This is a genomic window from Streptomyces sp. NBC_01463 (genome assembly GCA_036227345.1).
GTDB lineage: Bacteria > Actinomycetota > Actinomycetes > Streptomycetales > Streptomycetaceae > Streptomyces.
In genome coordinates, this window is sequence record CP109468.1 from 3,845,965 (window position 1) to 3,870,915 (window position 24,951).

Sequence of the window (24,951 nt, forward strand, 5' to 3'; positions counted from 1 at the left end):
CCCCTTCGGCGCACACGTTTCTGATGACCCGTCAGATTGACGTCGCCCTCAGGCTAGCCCCGCACCCCTGGACCGACAAGGCACAGCGCTCTACGCTCTCCGCACGATCTGACTACCCGTCAGCTGTGAGGGGTTCGCCGTGACCGAGACCGCACACGCCCTGGGTGCATCACGCACCTTCTGGGAGCTCATCGAACGCCGGGCCGCCCTGACCCCGGACCGCGCCGTCCTGATCCAGGGCGACCGCACACTCACCTTCGGCGAACTGCGCACCCGTGCCGAACGGGTGGCGGCGGGCCTGTACGCCGCCGGGATACGCCCCGGCACCGTCGTCGCCTGGCAGCTGCCGACCCGGCTGGAAACAGTCCTGCTCTCCTTCGCCCTGACCCGGATCGGCGCGGTGCAGACACCCGTCATCCCCTTCTACCGCGACCGCGAGGTCGGCTTCGCCCTGCGCGAGTCGAAGGCGGAGTACTTCGCCGTACCCGGCACCTGGCGCGGCTTCGACCACACCGCGATGGCCGGCCGCCTCTCCGCGGACCTCCCGCACCCGCCGCGGATCATCGAGGCGTACGACACCCTCCCGGACGGCGACCCGTCGACCCTGCCCCCGCCGCCCGCCGACGGCACCCCGGTGCGCTGGATCTACTGGACCTCGGGCACCACGTCCGACCCCAAGGGCGTCCTGCACACCGACCGCAGCCTCATCGCGGGCGGCTCCTGCCTGGCCCACGCGCTGCACCTGTCGGCCGACGACATCGGCTCGATGGCCTTCCCCTTCGCCCACGTCGCCGGCCCCGACTACTCGGTGATGCTCCTCCTCTACGGCTTCCCCGCCGTCCTGTTCGAGCACTTCGCGATGCCGGACGCGCTCGCGGACTACCGGCGCCACGGAGTGACCGTCGCGGGTGGATCCACCGCGTTCTACTCCATGTTCCTGACCGAACAGCGCAAGACGCCGGACACCCCGCTCATCCCCACCCTCCGTCTCCTGGCGGGCGGCGGCGCCCCGAAGCCGCCCGAGGTCTACCACGCGGTGGTCCGCGAGATGGGCGTCCAGCTCACCCACGGCTACGGCATGACCGAGGTCCCCATGATCACGATGGGCGCCCCCGCCGACACGGTGGAACACCTCGCCGAGACGGAGGGGCGCCCGCCCGAGGGCATGGAGATCCGGATCACCGACGAGGACGGCAAACCACTGCCGTACGGCACGGACGGCGAGGTACGACTGCGGGGCGAGGCCGTCTGCCAGGGCTACCTGGCCTCCGCCTCCCCCTTCGACGACGACGGCTTCCTCATCACCGGCGACGTCGGGCACGTCCGGCCCAGCGGACACCTCGTGCTCACCGGGCGGCTGAAGGACATCATCATCCGCAAGGGCGAGAACATCTCGGCGAAGGAGATAGAGGACCTCCTCGCCCGCCACCCCGGCGTGGGCGACGCGGCGGTGATCGGCCTCCCCGACCAGACGCGCGGCGAACGCGTCTGCGCGGTGGTGGAACAGCCCCCGGACGCCGCGCCCCTCACCCTCCCCGAGCTGACGGCCTACCTGCGCGACGAGGGCCTGTCGGTCCACAAGCTCCCGGAACAACTGGAACTGGTCGACGCACTGCCCCGCAACGAGGCGCTCCGCAAGGTCCTGAAGTACCAGTTGCGTGCGCGGTTCAGTTGAGGCGGGGTTCCGTCCTCAATCGCCGGACGGGCTTGTGTGCGGGTGCCCCGCGGGGCGCCTTTGTCCGGTGGGTGGGGGTGGGGGCCCTCCGGGGCGTCTCCTCAAAAACTGGCGTGGCGACCGGAGACGTTGCGGGGGCCGGGTAGTACGCCATTTTTCTGCGGGGACCCCCCTGCACGCCCCCACCCACTCTCGCGTGCGTCTGAACCCCGGCGGTACGAACGCCGCAGACGCAAGGCGGCCGGGTCCGGGGCCGTGCAGGGGAGTCCCCGCAGGACGACGAACGGATTCCGGGCTCCCGCTGCGTGGGGCTGGAAACGTTCGTCGTTTGAGGAGACGCCCCGGAGGGGCACCGGACCCCCACCCACCGGGGCAGGCGCCCCGGGTCGCGGGGAACCCGCACCAACAAGCCCGTCCGGCGATTGAGGACGGAACCCCGCACCAAGGACCGGCGCAACGCAAACGCGCCGCCGCCCGCCCAAGGGCTACGCGTCGGGCTCGATCACCGTGAAGTACGCGGCGAGCGCCGCCACCGCTTCCGTTTCCGCGATCCGGCCGTCGTGGTCCGCGTCCAGGCTCTGGGCCGCGAACGCGGCCGCGTCCTGGCTCGCGCCCAGGACTCTCAGGGCGCGCTCCACGGCCGGCACCGCCGCCGCGCCGTCGTCGTCCTGGTCGGCGACGGCGATCGCCGCGCGCAGGAAGGGGCGGGCGATCTCCGCGAAGCGTTCGGGGTTGTCGCGGAGGCGTTTCACCGCACCGCCCACGAACTCCTCACGGGTGACCCGCTGGTCCCCGTCGACGTCGGCGATGCCCGCCATGCCCTGCCAGAACGCCTCGGCCCCGGTGTAGAGCGCCTGGCCCTTGTCGCAGCGGGCCGTCGTACCGAATTCGGTGAGCAGCCTGGCCGCGGCCGCGTTGAAATCCGCGCGATCGATGTATCCGTTGCCGTCCTGGTCGAAGGCGGCGAAGCGGAAGGCGATCTTGCGCTCATACTCTGCGCTGTCCATGCGGGGAGCGTACGACGCCCGCAGGCGTCACGTGTCACTTACGCGCTTCACCGGTGTGACAACCCGGTATTAATGTCCGGCCGCGGTGGCGTCTCAGGCCGAGAGTGGCTGGGCTTCCTCGTCGACGGCCGAGTCCCAGTCGGGGTAGACGTCGAACAGCCGGCGTACGCCGAGGGCCGCGAGCACCCGGTTGACGTGGGAGCCGTCCTCCGCGCCGCGGGCGGGCAGGATCAGCCGCAGCCGGCCGCCGCAGGAGCGCATCAGGCGGCGGGAGGCGATGAGGACGCCGACGCCGCTGGAGTCGCAGAAGAAGACCTCGGAGAGGTCGAGCACGACGTCGTGGCGTCCGACGGCGACCGCGTCATGGACGGACTGGCGGACGACGGGTGAGGTCACCAGGTCCAGCTCGCCGTACATGTGGAGGACGGTCCACCCGTCACGTTCGGTCTCGGCCACTTTGAGCGGCTTGCGGGAACGGTCCTGGGCGAGCCAGGGGACGTGGGTGGTTTCGGCCGGAGGTGGGCAAGGTGTGCTCACGCGACTGGGCCTCTCGTTCCGGGGATTCCGGGGGATTCCAAACGATCCGGAAGTTTGCGTTCCTCCTCGCGGCTGCCCCGGTGCACTCCCATGAAACACCGGCCCCCTCGGGAAGGCCCAGATGGGTTTCGGGCAGAAATGATCACTTCAGGTCCGATTCCATCGCCGAGGGGCACCGCATTCCCTACCATCCAGGGCGCTCGCGGGGACGTACTTGCCGTAAAGGGGCGTGCCCGGTCACCCTTGCCGACTACATTCGATGTGACGAGAGGTACAGGGCCAGGGGCCCTGACGGAACGGAGCTGGGGGTCGGATGGCTAAAAACGCACCACCCCGCTGGGACCGCAGGATGCAGCAGCGGCTGGCCCGCGGCGAGGCGGCCGCGCTCGGCGAGCTCTACGACCGGTTCGCCTCCCTCGTGCACAGTCAGGCCAACCGGATGCTCGACGACGAGAGCGCCGCCGACCTCGTCACCCGCGAGGTCTTCGCCTACGTGTGGGAGAACCCGGACGCCTACGACCCCAAGCAGGGCTCGATGCGCGCCTGGGTGGCCCGGCTCACCCACCGCGAGTCCGTGCAGCGGCTGCGCAGGACCGCCGCGGCGCAGGAGGACGAGGGGTACGACGGGGCCGTCGTGGACCCGGCCGAGCTGGAGGAGCGGGTGCGCCGGGCCACCGCCGCCGCCCGCGCCGACTACATCGTCGCGTCGATGCCCGCACCGCTGCGGGCCGCGCTGGAGCTGGCGTACATCCAGCGGCGGGACTACCGGCAGACCGCGACCGATCTGGGCGTCACCGAGGACGAGGCCCGCCGGCGGCTGCGGCTCGGGCTGCAGCTGCTGTCGACCGCCCACACCCGGCCGCTGGAGGGCTCGTCGCCGCCCGGATACGGGCGGCTGCTGTGAGCGATGACACGGACGGCAGGGACGGGACCGGGCGCGACGAGGTGCGGGGTGCCGGCCGCATACCGGGCCCGCGGGCCGCGGCCGACGACTTCGACCCGAGCCGGCTCACCCCGCCCCCGGAACCGGAGCCGCTCGTGCTGCCGCACCGCGTCCTGAAGGCCCTTCTCGGCGCGTGGGCGCTGACCGCCTGCTCGCCCGAGGAGACGGAGGCCGTGGAGGCGCACCTCACGGAGTGCGCCGCCTGTGCGGACGAGGCGCTGCGGCTGCGCGACGCGGTCGGGCTGCTGCACACCGACCGCACGCTGGACCTCGATCCGATGCTGCGGACCCGGGTGCTGGACAGCTGTCTGACCCGCCGTCCGGCCAAGATCCCGGTCCCGGAGTGGGCTTCTCCGTACGACGCGGAGACGGCCCGGCTCGACGCGCTGCTGCGTGACATCGGCGACTCGGAGTGGCACGCCCCGGTGCGGCTGAAGTGGTTCGAGCACGAGCGCGGGGTGAACCGGAAGACGACGGTCGCCGGGGTCATCGGCCACCTGATGACCGTGGACGGGCTGGTCAGCACCGCCCTCGGGCTCGACGACCCGCTCGCCGGGAGCGTCCCGGGCACAGCGCGCCGGGGTGCCGGGCTGCCGCTCGCGCCCACCCCGCGCACGGAGACGTACTGGTCGTCCGGCCGGCGGCCGCCGACCCGGGCCGTCCGCGAGCCCTGGCGCGACCAGAGCCACACGCTCATCCGCACGGTGTCCTTCGCGGGGCGCGGTGTCTCGGATCTCTCCGTCTCCTACGGCGACTTCGCCCTGCCGTTGCAGGACGCGCTGCTGGACCGCGCCTTCGAGTGCTGGGTGCACGCCGGTGACATCGCCGACGCGGTGGACTACCCGTACGAGGCGCCCGCCGCCGCCCATCTCCACCGGATGATCGACCTCGCGGCGCGGCTGCTGCCGGCCGCACTGGCCGAGCGGCGCAGGGCGGGGCTCGCCGCTCCGGCCCGTCATCTGGTGACGGCGGGCTCCCCGGGGCGCTCGCTCCATCTGGAGGTCGAGGGTTCGGGCGGCGGCAACTGGTACATCGCGCTGGACTCCCCCGCCGCCGTCGGCTCGCCCGATCACACGGTGGCGCAGGTCGCCCTGGACGGTGTGGAGTTCTGCCAGCTGGTGGCGGGGCATGTGCAGCCCGTGGAGGCGGCGGCGGGACAGCGCGGGGACCGCGAGGCGATCCAGGACGTGCTCTTCGCCGCGGCCTCGCTCAGCAGGCTCTGAGGCGTCCGCTAGGCGAAGATCACCGTGCGGCGGCCGTTCAGCAGGATGCGCCGCTCCGCGTGCCACTTCACGGCCCGTGCCAGGGCCTGGCACTCCACGTCGCGTCCGATGGCGACCAGCTGGTCCGGGGTCACGCCGTGGCCCACCCGCTCGACCTCCTGCTCGATGATCGGCCCCTCGTCGAGGTCGGCCGTCACGTAGTGCGCCGTCGCACCGATGAGCTTCACGCCGCGGTCGTGCGCCTGGTGGTACGGCTTGGCGCCCTTGAAGCTCGGCAGGAACGAGTGGTGGATGTTGATGATCCGGCCGCTCAGCTGCTTGCACAGGTCGTCGGAGAGGACCTGCATGTAGCGGGCCAGGACGACCAGTTCCACGTTCTCCTCGCGGACCAGCTCCAGCAGCCGCGCCTCCGCCTCCGCCTTGTTCTCCCTGTTCACGGGGATGTGGCAGAAGGGCACGTCGTACGAGGCGACGAGCTCGGCGAAGTCCGTGTGGTTGGAGACGACCGCCGCGATCTCGACCGGCAGCGCCCCGATCCGGGACCGGAACAGCAGGTCGTTGAGGCAGTGGCCGAACTTGCTGACCATCAGCACGACCCGCATCCGGTCCGACGAGCGGTGGATCTGCCAGTCCATCCGGAAGGAGTCGCCGATCGCCGCGAAGCTCGCCCGGAGCTTGTCCAGGGTCACCGGGCTGTCCGCCGAGAAGTGGACGCGCATGAAGAAGAGACCCGTGTCGTGGTCCCCGAACTGCTGGCTGTCCTCGATGTTGCAGCCGGTCATGAAGAGATAGCTCGACACGGCGTGCACGATGCCCTGTTTGTCGGGGCACGAGAGAGTGAGGACGTACTGCTCGGGAGCGTTGTCAGCAGGCTGCGGCGCGGTCATCCCCGTAGCGTGCCACACCGTCCGCCGTTCAGGCGGTCCTGGTCATGATGCGGAGCACGTCGAGCGAGCGCGGCGGGACGTCGGGGTCCTCGCCGTCGTTCGTGGCGAGCAGCACATGGGCCTCGCGGGCGGCCCGGACGGCCTCCGGCCAGCCGTGATGCTCCAGGTAGGCGGAGACGGGGGCGTCCGCGCCGACCTGGTGCATGATGCGCAGCACCCGCAGCACGGCGACGTCGACGAGGGCCGCCTCGCCGGAGTCCCGGAAGACGGTGCCGACGTACTTCTCGGCGGACCAGTTGTCGAGCCAGGTGTCCTCGACCAGGCGGTACACGGCGTCGGTGACGTCGCCGTATCCCTCCCGGCCGGCCAGCCAGCACTCGTGATGGAAGACGGGGTCGGAGAGCATGTGCAGCGCCGAGCGCACGTTGCTGCGCCAGCGCCACCACGGAATGTCATTGAGCGGCATGCCGCCCATGGTGGAGGAGCGACGGCCGCGACGGGAAGAGTTCTCGGAACCTTGCTGCACGGTTGTCGATCGTACGTTCCCTTTACGGCCTCCCGTACGGCCCCCCGTAATTCACCTGGACGTCACCGAGCGTTGAACGAAGCACACTGCGGCGTTACCCGGGGGCGGGAAGGGTCTGTGTCCATGACCGGACGGCGACGCCCCACCTTCCCCCGCTCCATCGGAATGCTCACCGGCGCGGTGGCGGCAGGGGCGCTGCTGATGACCGGCTGCGGTGCGCTCCCTGGGGCCTCGGGGGACTCCAGGGAGCCGCTCACCGTCGTCACCTGGGCGCCCGGCGGCGACTCGGGACCGGACGCCGCCAACATGGCGGGCATGACCGCGATGGCGCAGACGTACGCCCGCTGGATCAACGGCGAGGGCGGCATCGGCGGACACGAGCTGCGCGTCGTCACCTGCGACGAGCAGGACACCTCGGTCGGCGCGGGGAACTGCGCCCGCCGGGCCGTGAAGGAGAAGGCCGTCGCCGTCCTCGGCTCCTACAGCCGGCACGGGCGCTCGTTCATGGCGCCGCTCGAAGTCGCCGGGATTCCGTACATCGGCGGCTACGGCGCCTCCGAGGAGGAGTTCCGGAGCTACATGTCCTATCCGGTCACCGGCGGCCAGTCGGCGCTCCTGGCGGGCAACGCCAAGCAGCTGGCCCGCACCTGCGAGCGGGTCTCGCTGGTGCGGCCGGACACGCTGGGCGGCGACAGCCAGGCCTGGCTGCTGCGCACCGGTCTCACCGAGGCCCGCCGGCGTGCGCCGGTGGACGTCCAGGCGGCGGAGGGGACCACCTCGTACGACGGGGCGGCCGGGCGTGCGCTCGCCGGAGCGGGCACGGACGGCGGCTGTGTGACGGCCGTGCTCGGCGACCGCACGGAGACGTTCTTCGACTCGTTCCGGCGGCTGGAGCCGGCGAGCGGGTCGGTGCGGATCTCGTCGGTCCTCGGCAGCATCGGCCAGCCGCTCATCGACCGCACCGGCGGCCGGGAGAGCCCGTTCGAGGGCGCGTACGTCACCGGCTGGTACCCGGCCCCGGGCGATGCCCGCTGGGATCTGATGCGGAAGGTGATCAGCAAGCACGCCTTCGGCGACAACCGCATCGACCCGGACGACACGGGCGTGCAGACGACCTGGATCGCGTACACCGCGCTGAAGTCGGTCATCGAGTCGATGAACGAGTCGGAGATCACCGCGCGGAAGGTCACCAAGGCCCTCAACGGGGGCGTCCGCGTCAGCACCGGCGGCCTCACGCCCGAGCTGCGCTGGCGCTACGAGGACATGATCGGCTCCGACTCGTACCCGCGCATCGTGAACAGCAGGGTGACGTTCCAGGTGGTGCGCGACGGCCGGCTGGTCGCCGACAAGAAGGGCTTCGTCGACGTGACGGAGACCCTGTCGGACGCCAGCGCGACCGGCTGAGGCGGCCGGCCCCCGAATCCCGCGCCGGGGGCCTTCACCACCGCGCTCAGAGCGCGGTGGCCTCACGCTTCGTCAGGCCGTACTTCACCGCGATGGTGTTCCACAGCCCGGACGCCTGCCGCTTGGCCTTGCTCGCCTCGCCGCTCTGCACGTTGGCCTGCTGGTAGTGCGCGGTCGGGCGGGCCCTGCCCTTCTTGCACACCTTCTTGCTCTTGGCCTGCGCCGCCCAGGCGGCGTAGTGGTCGTCCGCCGACGCGGACGCCTGCCAGGCCTTGGTGAGCGAGGCGGTCAACTGGGCGTTGTCCGGGAGCTTGTCGACCGACAGGTCCTTGAGCCGCGTCACCAGGTCGCGGCGCTGCTTGGCCGCGCCCTTGAGATCGGACACCGCCTTGTCCAGGTCGGTGCAGGTCTTGGCCTTCTCCACCGCGCCGATGACCGCGGCCCGGCTGTTGTTGCTGTCGGCGAGCAGCTTGTCGAGCTCCTCGGCCTGCGGCTTCGCCGGGTCCGGAGCGGCCTTGCCGGAGGGCTGCGCGGCCGGCGAACTCGCCGATGCCACCGGCTCCTTGTTGTCCTTGCCCTCGTCGTCGCCCCCGCTCATCAGGGCACCGGCCCCCAGACCGATCACGGCGCAGCCGACGACGACCGCGGCGATCAGCGGGATGTGCGCGGACTTCTTGCGCCGGCCGTCCCCGCCGTCCTGCGGCAGCCCGTCCTCGGGGCCGGAGTACCCGGGCCCGTTGTACCCGGGTCCGCCGTAGCCGGGTTCCTGCTGGTACGCCGGGGGCTGCCCGCCCTGGTACTGCTGCTGCGCGGGGTCGAACCGGGGCATCTGCTGCGTGGCGCCCGCGGGCTCCTCGCTGCGGAAGAGGTTGTCGAACTCGGCGGGCGGCTGCCGCTCACCGGGCGCACCGGGCCGTATGCCGTACGGGGCGCCGCCGGGGACCGGCGGTATGTACTGGGTGGCGTCGGCGTCCTGGTGGCCGTGGTGGCCCTGGCCGCCCTGCGGGGCCTGACCGGCGGACTGCTGGTACCCCTGCTGCGGGGCGCGGCCCAGGAACTGGGTGGACTCCGCGCGGTTCTCCGGCGGCAGACCGCCCGGCGCGGGACCGCCCGGCACCGGTGCGATGTACTGCGTGGCGTCCGCGTCCCCGCCGGGCGCGGCCTCGGGCGGCAGCGGCTGGGCGTACGGGGACGGCTGCTGGGGCTGCGGAACCTGGCCGTATCCCGGGGGCTGCTGTCCCTGGCCGTACTGCCCGTGCTGCGGCTGCTGCCCGTACGGCCCCTGCTGCTGTCCGTACGCGCCCTGGTCCTGGCCGTACGCGCCCCGGCCCTGGTCCTGATCCTGCGGCGCGGCGTCCTGGTGGGGCGCCTGCGGCCCCCAGGGCTGCCCCCACGGCTGCCCGCCGGCCGGGGCCGCCTGGTCGGCGGGTCCCCCGGGCGTCCAGGGCTCGCCGCCGCCCGCGGGCAGCACGACGCCCTCGTGCGCGGGTCGTACAGCAGGGAGCTGCTGCTCGTCACCCTGTCCGCTCTGTGTCACCGGGACTCCTACGTGTGAACCTATGGAATCGTCGGCTCACGCTATCGGGTGGTTGCCGCCGTTCGCCAAGCGCGTGTTGTCACTCACCACCCCTTCACACGGGCTGTAACACCCTGCGGCCTTAAGACGCAGTTAAGGGGGACCCGGGCCCGGCCGGCCCCGCGGACCCCCTCCCGTCAGGCCGCCTGAAGCTCCAGACGGGCCCCGAACTCCCGTACCGCGGGCTCGTCCCCGTACGGCACCAGGCGCTGCTGCAGGTCCTCCAGATACTCCGCTCCCCGGCTGGAGCGCACCGTGCCCAGCAGCTCCATCGCCCGCGTCCCGGTGTGGCAGGCCTGCTCGACCTCCCGCATCTGCACCTGCGCCGCGGCCAGCAGGGCCAGCCCGATGCCGCGGCGGCGGGCGCGGGTCTCCGGGAGAGCGGACAGCGCCTCCTTCGCACGGCGCGCGGCGGCCTCCGCCTGGCCGAGGTCGCGGTGGCAGTGCGCCAGCTCGTCGGCCAGATACGCGTGGTCGAAGTGCGCGATCCAGTCGGGGTCGTCACCGTCGTCCGGGTCGGCCTGCTCCAGTGCCGTCAGTGCCCGGCCCGCCACCGCCTGGCTGGTGCGGGCGTCCCCGAGCAGGGCGTGGCCCCGGGCCTCCGCCGCGTAGAACATCGCCTCCGCCCGCGGGGTGACCCGTCCGCGCGCGCCTTCCTGGGCCGCGCGGGCCAGTTGGGCGATCTCCCGCGGGTTGCCGAGCTGGGCCGCGAGATGACTCATCGAGGCGGCCAGCACATAGCCCCCGTAGGCCCGGTCGCCCGCCGCCTGGGCGAGCCGCAGGGCCTGGATGTAGTAACGCTGGGCCAGACCCGGCTGGCCCGTGTCGATCGCCATGTACCCGGCGAGCTCGGTGAGCCGTGCCACCGCCGCGAACAGCTGCCGCCCGGTCGACTCGCGGTACGCCCCCGAGAGCAGCCCGGAGACCACGCTGTTCAGGTAGTGCACCAGGACCGGTCGCACATGACCGCTGCCGAACCGGTGGTCCAGGTCGACCAGCGCGGCCGTCGTCGCCCGCACCGCCTCCACGTCCGGCATCCCCACCCGGGACCCGGCCGCGCGCGCGACCTGCGGGTCCGCACCGCTGATCAGCCAGTCCCTGCTGGGCTCGACCAGCGCCGACGACGCGACGGTGGAACCGGACAGGAAGTCCCGGCGCCCGACGTCACTGCGCCAGAGCTCGCAGACCTGCTCGATGGCCCCGGTCACCGTAGGGGCGAACTGCAGGCCGACGCCCGAGGCGAGGTTCTTGCCGTTGGCCATCCCGATCTCGTCGATCGTGACCGTACGGCCCAGCTTGCGGCCGAGCGCCTCGGCGATGATGCCCGGCGCCCTGCCGCGCGGCTGCTGCCCGCGCAGCCAGCGGGCCACGGAGGTCTTGTCGTAGCGGAGGTCGAGCCCGCGCTCGGCCCCGACCATGTTGACGCGGCGGGCGAGGCCCGCGTTGGAGCATCCGGCTTCCTGGATGAGCGCCTGGAGCCGTTCGTTCGGCTGGCGTGCGACGAGAGGCCTGGCTGCCATGTTTCTCCCCCTGAGGCCGCAGTGATCGGTGAAAGGAATCACTGCCCGGCATATGTCTGAGAAATGCGCCGATTCATCGTGTTGGTCACTTTCATCGCGTCTCTCGCGTTTCCTCCCGGCACGCACCCTAGGATGCCGAGCGAACTGCGCCGGATCTCCGGTATCTGGACTACCCGCCCGGGGCCACGACTCCTCCCGCGCGCCCCCACCGGTGCATCGGTGCGCCCCATATGCGGGAGCGAGTGACCGTAACCGCGTTCGCCACGCCCGTAACCCCAGGTGGCGGCGGGAGTTGTGCTGTGCGTGGAAGAGCCCATCGGAGTCATGGAAGCCGTACAGGTCCCCCAGCAGCGTGTCGAGCAACTGCTCGACGCCGCGGTGCGGTACGCGGAGGAGCGGCACTGGGACGTGTGCCCCGGCAGCTGGCTGGAGCCGGCCGGCGGCACGGAGCGCTGCTCGTGCGGCGAGGCCCGCTGCGCGGCGCCCGGCGCGCATCCGACCCGGGCCGACTGGGCGGGCCGCGCCACCGGCAGCGGCGCGGCGGCCCGCCGGATGTGGACCCAGCACCCCCGGGCCTCGATCCTGCTTCCCACCGGGCGCGGCTTCGACGCCGTGGACGTACCGGAGTCCGCCGGCTTCCTCGCGCTGGCCCGGATGGAGCGGATGAGCCTGCCGCTCGGACCGGTCACCCGCACCCCCGACCGCCGGATGCAGTTCTTCGTCCTGCCGGGCGCCGCCGCCAAGATCGACGGCCTGGTGCAGAAGGTCGGCTGGAACGCCGCGGCGATCGGGCTGCGCGGGATCGGCGAGGGCCACTACGTCGCCGCCCCGCCGACCCGTGTCGGGGGCTCGGGCGTCGTGCAGTGGGCCCGCAGCCCCTCCACCGCCAACCGCTGGCTGCCCGAGGTCGAGGAGCTCGTCAGCCCGCTCGCCTACGCCTGCGGGCGCGAAGCCGCCGACGCGCGGGGGCGCCTTTCGTAGGGTGTCCCCAAGTAGGAGCGTCCCGGCGTGCCCGGGACGCTCCACGGGGACTTCGAAGGGCGCTCATCATGCCGGACCGGACAGCAGACACCGACGGGGCCGACCGGGCCGTCGCACCCGACGTGCCGAGGGCGGCGCCGCCCGCGGTACGCGTGGAGGGGCTGTGGAAACGGTTCGGCGACCACACCGCCGTCGCCGGCATCGATCTGGAGCTGCCCGCGGGCAAGTTCATCGGGCTGGTGGGCCCCAACGGCGCGGGCAAGACCACCACCCTGTCCATGGTCACCGGCCTGCTCCGCCCCGACCTGGGCCGGATCGAGATCGGTGGACGGGACGTCTGGCGCGACCCGGTCGAGGTGAAGTCGCGCATCGGCGTCCTGCCCGAGGGTCTGCGGCTCTTCGAGCGCCTCTCGGGCCGTGAACTCCTCGCCTACACCGGCCGGCTGCGCGGCCTCCCCGGTGCCGAGGTGGACAGCCGGGCCACCCAGCTGCTGGACGTCCTGGACCTGGCGGGCGCCCAGCACAAACTGGTCATCGACTACTCGACGGGCATGCGGAAGAAGATCGGGCTGGCGGCCGCGCTGCTGCACAACCCCGAAGTCCTCTTCCTCGACGAGCCGTTCGAGGGCGTCGACCCCGTGTCGGCGCAGACCATCCGCGGGGTGCTGGAGCGCTACACCGGCTCGGGGGCGACCGTCGTCTTCTCCAGCCATGTGATGGAGCTCGTCGAGTCGCTCTGCGACTGGGTGGCCGTGATGGCCGCGGGCACCATCCGCGCCCAGGGCACCCTCGCCCAGGTCCGCGGCGACGCGACCTCGCTCCAGAACGCCTTCCTGGAACTCGTCGGGGCGGGCGGCCGCGACAACGGTGCCGCTCTGGACTGGCTCGGCGGTGCCCGATGAGCGTGCTCGACGCCCCCGCCGGCTCCGGTCCCCGCACGGCCGGCCCGGCGGGCGGCAGGGAACTGATCCCCGTCCTGGTACGCCTCAAGCTCGCCCTGCTCCGCAACGGTCTGCGGCAGTCGTCCGGCCGGCGGGCGGTGTACATCGCCTCCGTCGTCGCCACCCTGCTGCTCGCCCTGGGCCAGCTGATCGGGCTGATCGCCCTGCGCGGCCACGCGCACGCGGACTCCCTCGTCGTGCTGCTGGCCGGAGTCCTCGCGGTCGGCTGGGCCGTGATGCCGCTGTTCTTCTCCGCCGGGGACGAGACCCTCGACCCGAGCCGTCTGGTGATGCTTCCGCTGCGGCCGGGGCCCCTGATCACGGCGCTCCTGGTGTCCTCGCTGGTCGGCATCGGCCCGCTGTTCACCCTCTGCCTGACGGCCGGTTCGGTGATCGCGCTGGCCCATGGCGCGGGCGCGGCCGTGTTCGCCGTCCTGGCGGCCCCGCTGACCCTGCTGGTCTGCGTCGCGCTGGCCCGGGCCGTCGCCACGGCCAACACCCGGCTGCTGACCTCCCGCAAGGGCCGCGACCTGGCGGTGCTCAGCGGGCTGGTGATCGCGGTCGGGATCCAGATCGTCAACTTCGGTGCGCAGAAGCTCGGCCGGGCCGGCGGCCTCTCCGCGCTCGACCCGGCCGCGGACGTGGTGCGCTGGCTGCCGCCCGCCTCCGCGATCGGTTCCGTGGAGTCCGCGTCCCAGGGGGCCTACGGGCGGGCGGCCGTGCAACTGCTGCTGGCCGCGGCCGCGCTGGTGCTGCTGGTGGTGGTGTGGCGGCGCAGCCTGGAGAAGCTGATGACGGCGCCGGACGGCTCGACGCTGTCGGCCGCGGAGCCGGCCCGTACGAAGTCCGCCACGGACGGCTCGGGCCTGTGGGGGCTGTTCCCCGAGGGCCGTACGGGCACGGTGATGCAGCGCAGCCTGCGGTACGTCGCACGGGACCCGAAGACGAAGGCGGCCTGGGTGACGGCGCTCGCGATCGGGCTGATCGTGCCGCTGCTCAACGCGTTGCAGGGCACGGGCTCGGTCTACTTCGCGTGCTTCGGCGCCGGGATGCTCGGCATCCAGATGTACAACCAGTTCGGCCAGGACACCTCCGCCTTCTGGATGGTGGCCCTGACGATCTCCTCGACCCGCGACGCGTACCTCGAACTGCGGGCGCGCGCACTGGCGCTGCTGCTGATCACGCTCCCGTACACGGTGCTGGTGACGGTCCTGACGGCGGCGGTGCTCGGGGAGTGGACGGTGCTGCCGGGGGTGATGGGGCTGTCGTTCGCCCTGCTGGGCGCGATGCTGGCGACGGGTGCGGTGGCGTCGGCGAACTTCCCGTACTCGGTGCCCCAGGACGGTGCGTTCAAGAACGTGGCGCCCGGGCAGGCCGGGCTCGCCTGGATCTCGATCTTCGGCGGCATGGTCTCGGCGGCGCTGCTGTGCTCGCCGCTGATCGGTCTGACGATCTGGCTGCATCTCGACGGTGCGGAGAACCTGCTGTGGCTGCTGCTGCCGGTGGGAGCCGGCTACGGGGCGCTGATCGCCTGGGGCGGGCTGCGGATCGCCGCGCCCAGGACGGCGGACCGGCTGCCGGAGATCCTGACGGCGGTCAGCAAGGGGTGACGGGCGCGGCGGCCGGGCGAGCGGGGTGCCCGGCCGCGCCGCTCACGGAGCTACCGGCTCCCGGTCGTCCCGGGTGTCCTCGGCGAGCTGTTCGAGGAAGGGTTCGACGGCGGCGCGCCAGCCCTCGGGCTGGTCGTAGTGGACGAGGTGCCCGGCGTCGGCCACCTCCGCGTACTGTCCCCGGGGCAGCACCCGGACCATCTCCTGGGCCTCCGCCCGGCCCAGTTCGCCGTCGAGGCCGCGGAGCACCAGGGTGGGGCATCTGACCTGGGCCAGCTCCTCCCAGTGCGCGTCGAAGACCCAGGTGGCGCGGGAGCGGAGCATCTGCCGGCGGGAGAAGACGGGCCGCCAGCCGTCGGCGCGTTCGGCCATCACCTCGGCGAAGAACTCGCCGCGGGCGGGGTTGGGGTGTTCGACCCAGGGGTCGTCCTCGCCGAACCACTTCCGTACGTCGGCGAGGGTGGCGAACGGGACCGGCCAGGAGGTGAACCAGTCCTCCCACTCCCGCTGCGAGGCCGCGCCGAGCGCGGAGGCCCTCATGTCGCAGATGACCAGGGCCCGGACGAGGTCGGGGCGCTTCGCGGCGAGCTGCCAGGCGGTGAGCGCGCCCATCGAGTGCCCGACGAGGGTGACGGGGGCGAGGCCGAGCTGTTCGATCGCGGCCTCGGCATCCGCCACGTACGCGTCGCGGGTGTACGGGCCCTCGGCCGGTTTCTCGCTGCGGCCGTGTCCTCGCTGGTCGAGGCCGACCGCCCGGTACCGCTCGGCGAGCCAGCGGGTGGTGGAGGCCCAGTGCGAGGCCCGGCCCATCAGTCCGTGGAGGAGTAAGACGCCCCCGGCGCGGTCCGTTTCCGCGCGCCCCTTGGGCGGGTCGGCGAACTCCCAGGCGGCGAGGCGTACGCCGTCGGCTCCGGTCACATCGATGCGCTGCACCATATGTCTGGCACCCCCTTCTGGTCCCTCGATCACCCTGTGGTCGCGTCGGCCAGACTATCGAACCTTTATTCGAAAACCGGGTTCCGGCGCGCAACACCGCTCGTTCGAGTGACCGCCTCCAAGGATTGACGCCCGCCGCTGCGGGGAGATCTTCTCCGGGAGGCGGGCCACTCGGGGATGAGGGCTCGCGGGGACCGACCTCGAGAGCTCGGGGCTCCAGGTCGGAACAGGGGAGGACAGGCCCCGGCGCCTTGCGGCGCCGGGGCCATCCATCGTTCCGGGGCCGGTCGCGGGGCCGGGTGCGGGGGCGCGCTTCACAGGCGCGTGCGCCGGGGCGTGCGGGCACGGCGGACGCCTCGCCGGAGCGGTTTCCGCGGACAGGGCCTGCGGGACCGCGACAGCCGCCTCCCGGTGCGCAGGCCGGACATGCCAGTACGACGGGCGCATTTCCTGCTCCCCTCCCCGACCGCGCGGCCAGGCGGCCGACACTCTCAGGTATCCCTCAGCGACAGACTGGCACGCGATCCGTCCGGGCGCTGCAATTCCGGACGGAAAAACGGAAAACGGACGACGGTCACCGCTGAGCGTCCGCCGCCCGTCCTGAGACCGCCGCCCGTCCACGGGACCGCACGGCGGTCCGAAGACCGCCGGGCGCTCCGCGGGACCGCCCGGCGGCCCTTCTCTAGCGCTTGGCCACGAAGACGTGCGAAGCGACCTCGGCGTCGAGCTCCGCCGCCTCGCCGCTGCTGCCGACCAGCACTCCGCCGGGCGACTCGGTCACGCTGACCACCGAGCCGGGCTGCACGCCCGCGCGACGCAGCGTGTACATCAGCTGGGCGTCCGTCTGGATCGGCTCACCGATCCGGCGGACCACCACCGTCTTGCCGTCGGCGCCCGGGTCGAGCTCCGACAGACTCACCATGCCCTCGTCGAGGAACGGGTCGGCCTCGGCCTTCTCGCCCAGCTCCTCGAGGCCCGGGATGGGATTGCCGTACGGAGACTCCGTCGGGTGGCGCAGCAGCTCCAGCACCCGCCGCTCCACGGCCTCGCTCATCACATGTTCCCAACGACATGCCTCGGCGTGGACCTGCTCCCACTCCAGGCCGATCACGTCGACGAGCAGGCACTCGGCGAGCCGGTGCTTGCGCATCACCCGGGTCGCCAGCCGGCGGCCCTCCTCCGTCAGCTCCAGATGCCGGTCGCCCGCGACCTGCACCAGGCCGTCGCGCTCCATGCGCGCCACCGTCTGGCTGACCGTCGGACCGCTCTGGTCCAGCCGTTCCGCGATCCGGGCGCGCATGGGGACCACGCCTTCCTCTTCGAGCTCGAGGATGGTGCGGAGGTACATCTCCGTTGTGTCGATCAGTCCGGACATTCGTGCCCCTCGATGCAGTCGTGCGCTGGCCCTCGTCCAATTCTGACGCATAGCGCCGACAACCGTGCCCCGCCGTCCGAACGAGCTCCGCCGCGGGGCCCTCCCGCGAGCCTCCGACGCGTCCGGGGGCGGGCCCTGCGGTATTGACATGTCACTGGTCCAGACCGCAACGTGATCCGCGGTACGGACGCCCCATGGACACCCCACCCCGCCGGAAAGGTCCTCCTCGATGAGCGAAAGCAAGCTGGCCGGTCAGTTCTTCGACGCAGCGATCGGCCTGCTGGAGCGCGTGCGCGACGAGGAGTCCGGCAACATCGCGGCCGCCGGCGCCGCGATCGCCGACACCGTCGTGGCGGGCGGCCGCCTCTTCGCCTTCGGCGCCGGCCACTCCTCGCTGGCCGCCCAGGACGTCGTCTACCGCGCGGGCGGTCTCGCCCTGATGAACCTGATGGTCGTCCCGGGCGCCCTCGGCGTCGACGTCATGCCTGCCACCCTCGGCTCGGCCCTGGAGCGGGTGGACGGCCTCGCCGGCGCGGTGCTCGACTCCAGCCCCGCGACCGCGGGCGACGTCCTCGTCGTCGTCTCCCTCTCCGGGCGCAACGCGCTGCCGGTGGAGATGGCGATGAACGCCCGCGCGCTGGGCCTGAAGGTCATCGGCGTCACCTCGGTCGCGTACGCGACGGGCACCCGGTCCCGGCACAGTTCGGGCGGCTTCCTGCGGGACCACTGCGACATCGTCCTCGACAGCAAGATCTCGATCGGTGACGCGGAGCTCGACGTCGACGGCATCGAGGCACCCTTCGGTCCCGCCTCCACGGTCGTCACCAGCGCGATCATGCAGGCGATGATGGCCGCCGCGGCGGAGCAGCTGCTGGAGCGGGGCGTGGAGCCGCCGATGCTGCGGTCGGGCAACGTCGACGGGGGCCACGAGTGGAACGGCCGCGTGATGACGCAGTACGCGGACCGGATCTTCTACCGGCACTGAGCCCGCGCCGCCGCGGGGCGGCCGGAGTCGTGGGGCGGGCGCCCGCCCCCGGCCAGGGCTCGGTCCTCAGTCGCCGGACGGGCCGGGGCTGCCGGTACGGCCGCCCGCCACCGCCCGGTGCAGGTCCACCGATGCCGCCACCCGGTCCGCCACGCTCTCCGCGTACACCGCGTCCGGGCGCTCGAAGGCGGCCCGGTGGGACGAGCGCAGGAAGGTCAGCACCCCCAGCGTCCGCCCCCGGCTCCGCAGCACCACGCAGAGCGCGTGCACCGCGTCGGACGGCCACCGCCGCTCCGCGGCCCACTCCCCCGCCGCCTGCGCCGTACCGGCCCCGGCCGAGGCCCGCACCGAGCCCGTGCGGTCCACGGCCTGAAGGGCCGGGTGCCCCGGCGCGTACCGCAGCGGGATGCCGCCCCCGGCGACCGGCAGGCACGGGCCCGGCGCGTCGGCGGGTGTCCCCGCGGCGCGCACCAGCCGCTCGCCCTCCAGCAGGTCGACGAGCGCGTGGTCGGCGAAGCCCGCGAGCGCGTAGTCCAGCGACGACGTGGCCGCCTCCATCGGGTCCTCGCACTCGGCGGCGGACCGCGAGGCCCGGTGCAGCTGACTGGCCCGGAACCGCACCCGGTCCGCCTCCTGGGCCGCCAGCTTCGCCGCCGTCACGTCCAGGAACAGCCAGCCGACGCCCAGCGGCACCGGCTCCTCCGCGAGCGGCGATGCCAGCCGCAGGAAGCCGCTCCGCCAGCAGCGCCGCCGGTCGCCCTCGGCCGTCCGCAGCGTCACCCACAGCTCGGTGGGGGCGGACGGCGCCCCCACGGCCAGTACGTGCTGGAGCGCGCCCTCCAGGTCCTCCACGCCCTGCACGATCAGCTCGCCGAGCGGCCGGCCGAGCAGGGTTGTGCGGCCGCCGCCCAGCGCCCGGGCCGCGTGCGCGTTGACGACGGTGGGCCGCAGGTCCACGTCGACGAGGACCACACCCCACGACGCGTCCTCGAACAGCGCCTCGCTCAGCGCGATGGACCGCTCCAGATCGATCTGCGCGTGGACCTCGCTGAACGCGCAGTACACCCCGGCGGGCTTCCCGTCCGCGCCCCGCACCCCGGCCGACTGGGTCCGTACGAGCACCCGCCCGCCGTCCTTGCGCAGCAGCGCGAACTCGTGCACCTGCCGCCCCGGCCCGTCCATGACGGCCATCAGCCGCCCCTGCACCTCACCGGCGTCGGCCCGCCGCACGGCCCACCCGGCGAACCCCGGCCGCCCGACGGCCTCCTCCGCGGACCAGCCGAGAATCCGCTCGGCCTCGCGGTTCCAGTGGGTGACGGTGCCGTCCGCGTCGAAGGCGCACAGCGCGGCGTCCATCCCGTCGAGAAGGGCCGCCAGCAGCTCCGCCCCGGGAATCGGCTCCGGGCCGAGCGCGTCGGTCGTTCCGCTGCTCCTGGAAGCACTCATCCCGGGACCCCCTGCAGGACGTGACTGCCATTGCCGCACGTCAGACCATTGAACTCGAACGTGACTCGGCACACAGCGACTTCCCCGAAATCGATCGCCCCGATAATTCGGTTGTGCGCCGCCGCGGACCTTCCTAGGCTGAAGCCACACGTAGGGAAAGGAGGTGTTCCGGAAGTGATTTCTTCTCGGACTCGTGAGGTGACTGCGGGCTGACGCCCGTTGTCGCGCTCTTGCAGTGCAGGCCGGTCATCGGCCAATCCCAAGCAGTCACCGACCCGCAGGCTCGCCGGTAAGTCCGGCCGGCTCCTCCGCAAGGAGGGACCAGAGCCTGCGGGTTTCTGCGTGTCCGGGGCGCTCGGCTACGGGCACAGCCGCTCGACGCGCCACGCCCCCTCGCCGCGCCCGTCCGCGCCCCCTTCCGCGCTCCCGTCCTCCCGGACGTAGCGCAGCCGGTCGTGGAGCCGGTTCTCGTGCCCCTGCCAGAACTCGATCGTGTCGGGGACGACGCGGAAGCCGCCCCAGTGCGGGGGTGCCGGGACCTTCTCGCCCTCCGGGTAGCGGGCAGCGAGGTCCTCGTAACGGTCGACGAGTTCCTCGCGCGAGCCGATCACCGCGGACTGGTCGCTCGCCCAGGCGCCCAGCTGGGAGCCGTGCGGGCGGGTCCGGAAGTAGGCGACCGTCTCCTCGCGGGCGACCCGGGACGCGGTGCCGGTGACGACGACCTGGCGGGCCAGCGGGTGCCAGGGGAAGAGCAGCGAGACGTACGGGTTGGCCGTGAGTTCGCGGCCCTTGCGGGAGCCGTAGTTGGTGAAGAAGACGAAGCCCCGCTCGTCGTACATCTTCAGCAGCACGGTGCGCGAGGACGGGCGGCCCTCGGGGGTCGCCGTGGACACCACCATGGCGTTCGGCTCGTGGAGCGCGCCGCCGGCCGCGATCTGCCGGAACCAGCGGGCGAACTGCTCCATCGGACCGGCGGCGAGCCCGGCCTCGGTGAAGGCCTCGGACCGGTACTGCTCGCGCATCGCGGCCGGATCGGTGGTGGAATCGGAGGAGGAGTCTGCGGTGGGCACGGGGTCATCCTGCCGCAGCGGCCGTGTCCGCCGGGCGAGGAGGTCCGCCGACCGACCTGTGTGCGACGGGAAGCTGTGCCGGATGTCACGCTTCCCGGTCACGTCGGAACCCGCCAGTATCTTGGGTGGGCCCTGGGGCCCGCCCGCAGCCGCCGACCGAGGGAGCCGCCTGATGTCCGACTTCGTACCCGGACTCGAAGGAGTCGTCGCGTTCGAAACGGAGATCGCCGAACCCGACAAGGAAGGTGGTTCGCTGCGGTACCGGGGCGTCGACATCGAGGATCTCGTCGGCCAGGTGTCGTTCGGGAACGTGTGGGGGCTGCTGGTCGACGGGGCGTTCAGCCCCGGTCTGCCGCCGGCCGAGCCGTTCCCGATCCCGGTGCACTCCGGGGACATCCGGGTGGACGTCCAGTCCGCCCTGGCGATGCTCGCTCCCGTGTGGGGGCTGAAGCCGCTGCTGGACATCGACGAGCAGACCGCGCGGGACAACCTGGCGCGGGCCGCGGTCATGGCCCTGTCGTACGTCGCGCAGTCCGCGCGCGGGCAGGGGCGGCCGATGGTGCCGCAGAGCGAGATCGACAAGGCGGGGTCCGTCGTCGAGCGGTTCATGATCCGCTGGCGCGGTGAGCCGGATCCGCGGCATGTGAAGGCCGTCGACGCGTACTGGACGTCGGCCGCCGAGCACGGCATGAACGCATCGACGTTCACCGCCCGCGTCATCGCCTCGACCGGGGCCGACGTGGCCGCCGCCCTGTCCGGTGCGGTCGGCGCGATGTCGGGCCCGCTGCACGGCGGTGCGCCCTCCCGCGTCCTCGGCATGATCGAGGAGATCGAGCGGACCGGGGACGCCACCGCGTACGTGAAGCAGGCCCTGGACCGGGGCGAGCGCCTGATGGGCTTCGGCCACCGCGTCTACCGCGCCGAGGACCCGCGGGCGCGCGTCCTGCGCCGTACCGCCGAGGAGCTGGGCGCGCCGAGGTTCGAGGTGGCGCAGGCGCTGGAGAAAGCCGCGCTGGAGGAGCTGCACGCGCGGCGGCCGGACCGGGTGCTGGCGACGAACGTGGAGTTCTGGGCGGCGATCATGCTGGACTTCGCGGAGGTCCCGGCGCACATGTTCACGTCGATGTTCACCTGTGCGCGTACGGCGGGCTGGTCGGCGCACATCCTGGAGCAGAAGCGGACGGGTCGCCTGGTGCGGCCGTCTGCGAAGTACGTCGGTCCGGGGACGCGCAGCCCGCGGGACATTCCCGGATACGAGCAGCTGGCGGATCTGGGCAACTGAGGCACGAGCGCGTGGGGTCACAGGGGCCGGCGGCTCGTTGCCCGTGCGGTATCGGCGGGGCGCGCAGCCGGCCCCGACCCCGTCGGAGGCAGCCGGTCGCCGCCGCGGCGCGGCCGGTGTGGGCGCCATTGACTCGTCTGTGCCGTTCGGTCAGCATGGTCCGGTGACTGACCAGGCGGGACCGGCACCGTTACGGGCCATCGCCCTGCTCGCCGTCCTGGCGGGAGCAATCGGCCTCTCCGGCTGCGGCGGCGGTGACAGCGGCGACGCCGCCGCCCCGGGCGCCTCCTCGGCCACGTCTGCGAGCCCGCGGCCTTCCGGCGCCGCCACCCCCACGACGCCTCCGTCTGCCACGCCTTCCTGTGTCCGGGGTGACAAGAGCTGGCTGGACGGCAATCTGGGCGGGCGCAGCGTGACCGCTTACCTGCCCATCGAGTTCGGCGGGCCGCCGAAGCTCTGCAAGCCCGTGACCGTCCACGTCGGCTATTTCGACGTCTCCTTCACCACCGTCGTCGACGGGGCGAAGCAGAGGCGGGGTTACACGGTGGAGACGGTCGACCAGCAGAGGTTCACCATCGACGGATCGGCCCTGGTCACGGCGAACCCGCCCTCCGGCGGCGGCAGTTCCACCTCCTCGTGCACCGGGCGCCTGATGATCATGTCGCTCGGCAAGCAGGTGGGGCCGGGCGACATCAAGACCATCAGCTGGTCGCAGTACGAGGGGAGCGGCGCCGTCGGGAACGTGGGGATCTCGTTCAAGGAGAACGTGAGCATCGCCCGCTACGACCTGCTGTCCCCGACCGATGCCGCAGCCTGCTGATCCGTCCGCCCGCGCGACCCGCGCGACCCGCGCGGCCGGGTCCGCCTCTGCCCGGTCTCGCGCCGTGCCGGGCCATGCCTGTGCCGCGCCTGTGCCGTGTCTGTGGCGAGCCTGTGGCATTCCCGCCTCAGCCTGAGATGGCGACGCGGCGCGCCTCGTTGACGTACCGCCGCGATCGTGCCGCTCCGGCGCGTCCGGTCACATGACCGGGCGCTTCGCCCAGTTGTTGAACGTTCCGGCTGTCGCACGAGGCAGCCCTCATTGCCAGTTAGGTCAAAATGACGCACAAGGGACGCATCGTCACCGCAGTCGCCCTCACCACCCTGACCCTCGGGCTCACGGCCTGCAATGACGGCGAGGACTCGTCATCGGCGCAGGAGTCGCCCTCGGCCTCCGCCCCGGCATCGCCGGACCCGGCGTCGTCCGACCCGGGCAGCGAGAGCCCGTCCGCGGACCCCGGCGACGACGCCGGCGCACCGGCCGGCGGTGACGTCGCCGCACCGGGCACGAAGCTCAAGATAGGCGACCGGGCGATCCTGCCGTTCACATACGGAACTGAGAAGAAGGGCACCGTCGCCGTGACCGTTACGGCGATCGAGAAGGGCGCCGAGGCCGACATGGCCCCGTTCGGCGCGAAGGCGAAGGGCATGACGCCCTACTACATCCGCATGAAGGTGGAGAACGTCAGCGGCACCGACCTGTCGTACGCGTCCCTGAGGCTGCGCGGCAGGCTGGAGGGCGGCGGCCCCACGGGCGTCATCCTGATCGGCGACCTCCCGGGCAAGTGCGACAACGAAACGGCCCCGCGCGACTTCACCACCAAGGGCGCGTCGTACGAGACCTGCTCGCTCAGCGCCACGAAGACCGATCCCATCGCGGCCGCCTCGTTCGAGGAGGGTGACGCGTACAGCGACAGCCCGGTCCTCTGGACCAGCTGACCGCCCGTTCCCGTGTCCGCGCGCCGGGCATCTCGTCCTTGACGGCGTGCCCGGCCGGCGGCCACCCGCCTTCGAGCGCAGGCGTGCGGGCCCGAAGGGACGGCCGCGAAGAGGATCAGAGGATTTCGATGTCCTTGACCCGCGGCGGATTGTTCGGGAACGTGATGTCGGTCCACCGGTTGATGCGCACGGAATCGCCGTTCGCGTCGTAGTAGATGAGATCGTTGTTGCCCGTCGAGATCCGGTCGACCCACCAGTTGCCGAATCCGGTCCGGCCCTTGTTGGCGTAGCAGTCCACGCTGGTGCGACCGTCCAGGTGGGACCAGACCTTCAGGAAGTTCTCCCCGCCACGGCATTCGACGTGGTCGATGGCGGCGGCGTTACTCATGGGCATGACCATCGTGACCGCCGCGGTGGCGGCGATCGCCACGCCCACGGAACGGGCCGTCCTCTTCGTCTTCGAGATCACAAGTTCCCCTTCATTCAATGCCCGAACGGGAAGACGGTGGTCGCGGCCGAACGCATGAGGAGTAGAGAAGAAGTATTTTCCCACCTCTGCGCGGCCATTCCGTCATCCCATGCATTGCTCACTTGTTCTTGCTCTACGAAGATCCCCCAGGCGGCCACGCGGGGCAATCGTCCACGGCCTCAGGGTCCGGAAATGAACCCCTAAATGTCCAGATCGAGATGTTGGGGCTGATTACCCCTTAGGGGCGGTTTAGGCCCCACGTCTGCAAGGAGTACGGCCGCCCCTTCTCCTCCCCCTCGATCAGCGGCACGCCGAGCAGCCGGAAGCCCGTCGCCCTGGCCACCGAGACGCTGGCGGCGTTCTCCGCCTCCAGTTCGAGGATCACGTTCTCCACGCCCAGCTCCTCGAAGGCGTAGCCGGCCATCAGCCGCACCGCCCGCGCGGCCAGCCCCTGGCCGCGGTGTGCCGGGCCGACGGCGTAACCGAGTTCCGTGCCCTCGGGCGCGCGCCGCAGCATCACCTCGCCGAGCGGTGCGCCGCCGTCGAGGGTGATGGCGAGCAGGATGGACGTGCCCTCCGCCCGCAGCTGCCGGGCCCTGTCCAGCCGGGTCCGGGCGGCGGCTTCGTCGAACGGCGAGACGATCGGCGTCCAGTACGCGATGTCGGGGTGGTCGAACAGCCCGGGCATGGCGGCCAGATCCTCTTCCGCCCAGTCGCGCAGGACGAGGCCCTCCCCCGTGACGCGGAGGTCGTCGGGAAAGGGTGACGGGGTGCTGTTCATGGTGCGGGACCTCCCTGGC

23 protein-coding genes are annotated in these 24,951 nt (G+C 72.3%); 11 read left to right on the forward strand and 12 right to left on the reverse strand.

The window, feature by feature from the left end; all coding sequences use genetic code 11:
• The first annotated feature begins 139 nt into the window (after nucleotides 1-139).
• The gene (locus OG521_16990; protein WUW22401.1) at nucleotides 140-1,675 is read left to right on the forward strand and encodes an AMP-binding protein; all 1,536 of its coding nucleotides are present in this window, start codon (nucleotides 140-142) and stop codon (nucleotides 1,673-1,675) included.
• Nucleotides 1,676-2,160: 485 nt separating this feature from the next.
• Here OG521_16990 and OG521_16995 read toward each other — a convergent pair whose 3' ends face one another.
• Both OG521_16995 and OG521_17000 read right to left on the reverse strand, forming a co-directional pair.
• On the reverse strand, nucleotides 2,161-2,682 hold the full coding sequence (locus OG521_16995; protein ID WUW22402.1) for an EF-hand domain-containing protein: 522 nt from the start codon (nucleotides 2,680-2,682) through the stop codon (nucleotides 2,161-2,163).
• A 93-nt stretch (nucleotides 2,683-2,775) separates the two neighbouring features.
• Nucleotides 2,776-3,138, reverse strand: coding sequence for an STAS domain-containing protein (locus OG521_17000; protein ID WUW26705.1), 363 nt, complete (start codon nucleotides 3,136-3,138; stop codon nucleotides 2,776-2,778).
• Nucleotides 3,139-3,532: 394 nt separating this feature from the next.
• Between OG521_17000 and OG521_17005 the strand changes: the two genes are divergently transcribed.
• Nucleotides 3,533-4,123 (forward strand): sigma-70 family RNA polymerase sigma factor, encoded by a 591-nt coding sequence (locus tag OG521_17005; GenBank protein WUW22403.1) that lies wholly within the window; start codon nucleotides 3,533-3,535, stop codon nucleotides 4,121-4,123.
• Entirely contained in the window at nucleotides 4,120-5,385 is a 1,266-nt protein-coding gene (locus tag OG521_17010) for a zf-HC2 domain-containing protein (GenBank protein ID WUW22404.1), read from the forward strand. The genes OG521_17005 and OG521_17010 overlap by 4 nt, the downstream gene beginning before the upstream one ends.
• Nucleotides 5,386-5,393: 8 nt before the next feature.
• Here OG521_17010 and purU read toward each other — a convergent pair whose 3' ends face one another.
• The gene (purU, locus tag OG521_17015; protein ID WUW22405.1) at nucleotides 5,394-6,272 is read right to left on the reverse strand and encodes a formyltetrahydrofolate deformylase; all 879 of its coding nucleotides are present in this window, start codon (nucleotides 6,270-6,272) and stop codon (nucleotides 5,394-5,396) included.
• 28 nt (nucleotides 6,273-6,300) lie between these two features.
• Nucleotides 6,301-6,747 carry a hypothetical protein gene (locus OG521_17020; GenBank protein ID WUW26706.1) on the reverse strand — a complete coding sequence of 149 codons (447 nt, stop codon included), beginning with the start codon at nucleotides 6,745-6,747 and terminating at the stop codon, nucleotides 6,301-6,303.
• Between the two features lie 174 nt (nucleotides 6,748-6,921).
• Between OG521_17020 and OG521_17025 the strand changes: the two genes are divergently transcribed.
• On the forward strand, nucleotides 6,922-8,202 hold the full coding sequence (locus tag OG521_17025) for an ABC transporter substrate-binding protein (protein WUW22406.1): 1,281 nt from the start codon (nucleotides 6,922-6,924) through the stop codon (nucleotides 8,200-8,202).
• A gap of 46 nt (nucleotides 8,203-8,248) precedes the next feature.
• On the opposite strand, the gene OG521_17030 is transcribed toward OG521_17025, so the two are convergent.
• The gene (locus tag OG521_17030) at nucleotides 8,249-9,739 is read right to left on the reverse strand and encodes a hypothetical protein (GenBank protein ID WUW22407.1); all 1,491 of its coding nucleotides are present in this window, start codon (nucleotides 9,737-9,739) and stop codon (nucleotides 8,249-8,251) included.
• Nucleotides 9,740-9,915: 176 nt separating this feature from the next.
• Entirely contained in the window at nucleotides 9,916-11,298 is a 1,383-nt protein-coding gene (locus tag OG521_17035) for a transcriptional regulator (protein ID WUW22408.1), read from the reverse strand.
• 324 nt (nucleotides 11,299-11,622) lie between these two features.
• On the opposite strand from OG521_17035, the gene OG521_17040 reads away from it, so the two are divergent.
• The 3 genes from OG521_17040 (at nucleotide 11,623) to OG521_17050 (ending at nucleotide 14,830) form a co-directional block, all read left to right on the forward strand.
• On the forward strand, nucleotides 11,623-12,279 hold the full coding sequence (locus OG521_17040; GenBank protein WUW26707.1) for a bifunctional DNA primase/polymerase: 657 nt from the start codon (nucleotides 11,623-11,625) through the stop codon (nucleotides 12,277-12,279).
• A gap of 68 nt (nucleotides 12,280-12,347) precedes the next feature.
• A complete protein-coding gene (locus tag OG521_17045; GenBank protein WUW22409.1) occupies nucleotides 12,348-13,181 on the forward strand; it encodes an ABC transporter ATP-binding protein in 834 nt (277 codons plus the stop codon).
• Nucleotides 13,178-14,830, forward strand: coding sequence for a transporter (locus OG521_17050; protein ID WUW22410.1), 1,653 nt, complete (start codon nucleotides 13,178-13,180; stop codon nucleotides 14,828-14,830). The genes OG521_17045 and OG521_17050 overlap by 4 nt, the downstream gene beginning before the upstream one ends.
• 42 nt (nucleotides 14,831-14,872) lie before the next feature.
• Here the strand turns inward: OG521_17050 and OG521_17055 are convergent, their stop codons facing one another.
• Nucleotides 14,873-15,766, reverse strand: a complete 894-nt coding sequence (locus OG521_17055) for an alpha/beta hydrolase (protein WUW22411.1) — start codon at nucleotides 15,764-15,766, stop codon at nucleotides 14,873-14,875.
• A gap of 682 nt (nucleotides 15,767-16,448) precedes the next feature.
• Complete coding sequence (locus tag OG521_17060) at nucleotides 16,449-17,141, reverse strand: metal-dependent transcriptional regulator (GenBank protein WUW22412.1); 693 nt, start codon at nucleotides 17,139-17,141, stop codon at nucleotides 16,449-16,451.
• Nucleotides 17,142-17,370: 229 nt separating this feature from the next.
• Here OG521_17060 and OG521_17065 point away from each other — a divergent pair, with 229 nt between their 5' ends.
• On the forward strand, nucleotides 17,371-18,126 hold the full coding sequence (locus OG521_17065; protein ID WUW22413.1) for an SIS domain-containing protein: 756 nt from the start codon (nucleotides 17,371-17,373) through the stop codon (nucleotides 18,124-18,126).
• A 66-nt stretch (nucleotides 18,127-18,192) separates the two neighbouring features.
• On the opposite strand, the gene OG521_17070 is transcribed toward OG521_17065, so the two are convergent.
• Nucleotides 18,193-19,572 (reverse strand): PAS domain-containing protein, encoded by a 1,380-nt coding sequence (locus OG521_17070; GenBank protein ID WUW22414.1) that lies wholly within the window; start codon nucleotides 19,570-19,572, stop codon nucleotides 18,193-18,195.
• 359 nt (nucleotides 19,573-19,931) lie between these two features.
• A complete protein-coding gene (gene pdxH, locus OG521_17075) occupies nucleotides 19,932-20,594 on the reverse strand; it encodes a pyridoxamine 5'-phosphate oxidase (protein ID WUW26708.1) in 663 nt (220 codons plus the stop codon).
• Between the two features lie 220 nt (nucleotides 20,595-20,814).
• Between pdxH and OG521_17080 the strand changes: the two genes are divergently transcribed.
• The 3 genes from OG521_17080 to OG521_17090 all read left to right on the forward strand — a co-directional run bounded on the left by OG521_17080 (nucleotide 20,815) and on the right by OG521_17090 (nucleotide 23,682).
• Nucleotides 20,815-21,924, forward strand: a complete 1,110-nt coding sequence (locus OG521_17080; protein WUW22415.1) for a citrate synthase 2 — start codon at nucleotides 20,815-20,817, stop codon at nucleotides 21,922-21,924.
• A gap of 163 nt (nucleotides 21,925-22,087) precedes the next feature.
• Nucleotides 22,088-22,744, forward strand: coding sequence for a hypothetical protein (locus OG521_17085; GenBank protein ID WUW22416.1), 657 nt, complete (start codon nucleotides 22,088-22,090; stop codon nucleotides 22,742-22,744).
• A gap of 278 nt (nucleotides 22,745-23,022) precedes the next feature.
• Nucleotides 23,023-23,682 (forward strand): hypothetical protein, encoded by a 660-nt coding sequence (locus OG521_17090; GenBank protein WUW22417.1) that lies wholly within the window; start codon nucleotides 23,023-23,025, stop codon nucleotides 23,680-23,682.
• A 115-nt stretch (nucleotides 23,683-23,797) separates the two neighbouring features.
• Here OG521_17090 and OG521_17095 read toward each other — a convergent pair whose 3' ends face one another.
• Entirely contained in the window at nucleotides 23,798-24,151 is a 354-nt protein-coding gene (locus OG521_17095) for an oxidoreductase (protein WUW22418.1), read from the reverse strand.
• 238 nt (nucleotides 24,152-24,389) lie between these two features.
• On the reverse strand, nucleotides 24,390-24,932 hold the full coding sequence (locus OG521_17100; protein ID WUW22419.1) for a GNAT family N-acetyltransferase: 543 nt from the start codon (nucleotides 24,930-24,932) through the stop codon (nucleotides 24,390-24,392).
• Between the last annotated feature and the right edge of the window lie 19 nt (nucleotides 24,933-24,951).

Coding starts and splice junctions, on each gene's coding strand:
- OG521_17080 (WUW22415.1), top strand. CDS start 20,815: ATGTCCGACTTCGTACCCGGACTCGAAGGAGTCGTCGCGTTCGAAACG.
- OG521_16995 (WUW22402.1), bottom strand. CDS start 2,682: ATGGACAGCGCAGAGTATGAGCGCAAGATCGCCTTCCGCTTCGCCGCC.
- OG521_17060 (WUW22412.1), bottom strand. CDS start 17,141: ATGTCCGGACTGATCGACACAACGGAGATGTACCTCCGCACCATCCTC.
- purU (WUW22405.1), bottom strand. CDS start 6,272: ATGACCGCGCCGCAGCCTGCTGACAACGCTCCCGAGCAGTACGTCCTC.
- OG521_17045 (WUW22409.1), top strand. CDS start 12,348: ATGCCGGACCGGACAGCAGACACCGACGGGGCCGACCGGGCCGTCGCA.
- OG521_17100 (WUW22419.1), bottom strand. CDS start 24,932: ATGAACAGCACCCCGTCACCCTTTCCCGACGACCTCCGCGTCACGGGG.
- OG521_17020 (WUW26706.1), bottom strand. CDS start 6,747: ATGGGCGGCATGCCGCTCAATGACATTCCGTGGTGGCGCTGGCGCAGC.
- OG521_17070 (WUW22414.1), bottom strand. CDS start 19,572: ATGAGTGCTTCCAGGAGCAGCGGAACGACCGACGCGCTCGGCCCGGAG.
- OG521_17090 (WUW22417.1), top strand. CDS start 23,023: ATGACGCACAAGGGACGCATCGTCACCGCAGTCGCCCTCACCACCCTG.
- OG521_17055 (WUW22411.1), bottom strand. CDS start 15,766: ATGGTGCAGCGCATCGATGTGACCGGAGCCGACGGCGTACGCCTCGCC.
- pdxH (WUW26708.1), bottom strand. CDS start 20,594: ATGCGCGAGCAGTACCGGTCCGAGGCCTTCACCGAGGCCGGGCTCGCC.
- OG521_17040 (WUW26707.1), top strand. CDS start 11,623: ATGGAAGCCGTACAGGTCCCCCAGCAGCGTGTCGAGCAACTGCTCGAC.
- OG521_17035 (WUW22408.1), bottom strand. CDS start 11,298: ATGGCAGCCAGGCCTCTCGTCGCACGCCAGCCGAACGAACGGCTCCAG.
- OG521_17050 (WUW22410.1), top strand. CDS start 13,178: ATGAGCGTGCTCGACGCCCCCGCCGGCTCCGGTCCCCGCACGGCCGGC.
- OG521_17025 (WUW22406.1), top strand. CDS start 6,922: ATGACCGGACGGCGACGCCCCACCTTCCCCCGCTCCATCGGAATGCTC.
- OG521_17005 (WUW22403.1), top strand. CDS start 3,533: ATGGCTAAAAACGCACCACCCCGCTGGGACCGCAGGATGCAGCAGCGG.
- OG521_17065 (WUW22413.1), top strand. CDS start 17,371: ATGAGCGAAAGCAAGCTGGCCGGTCAGTTCTTCGACGCAGCGATCGGC.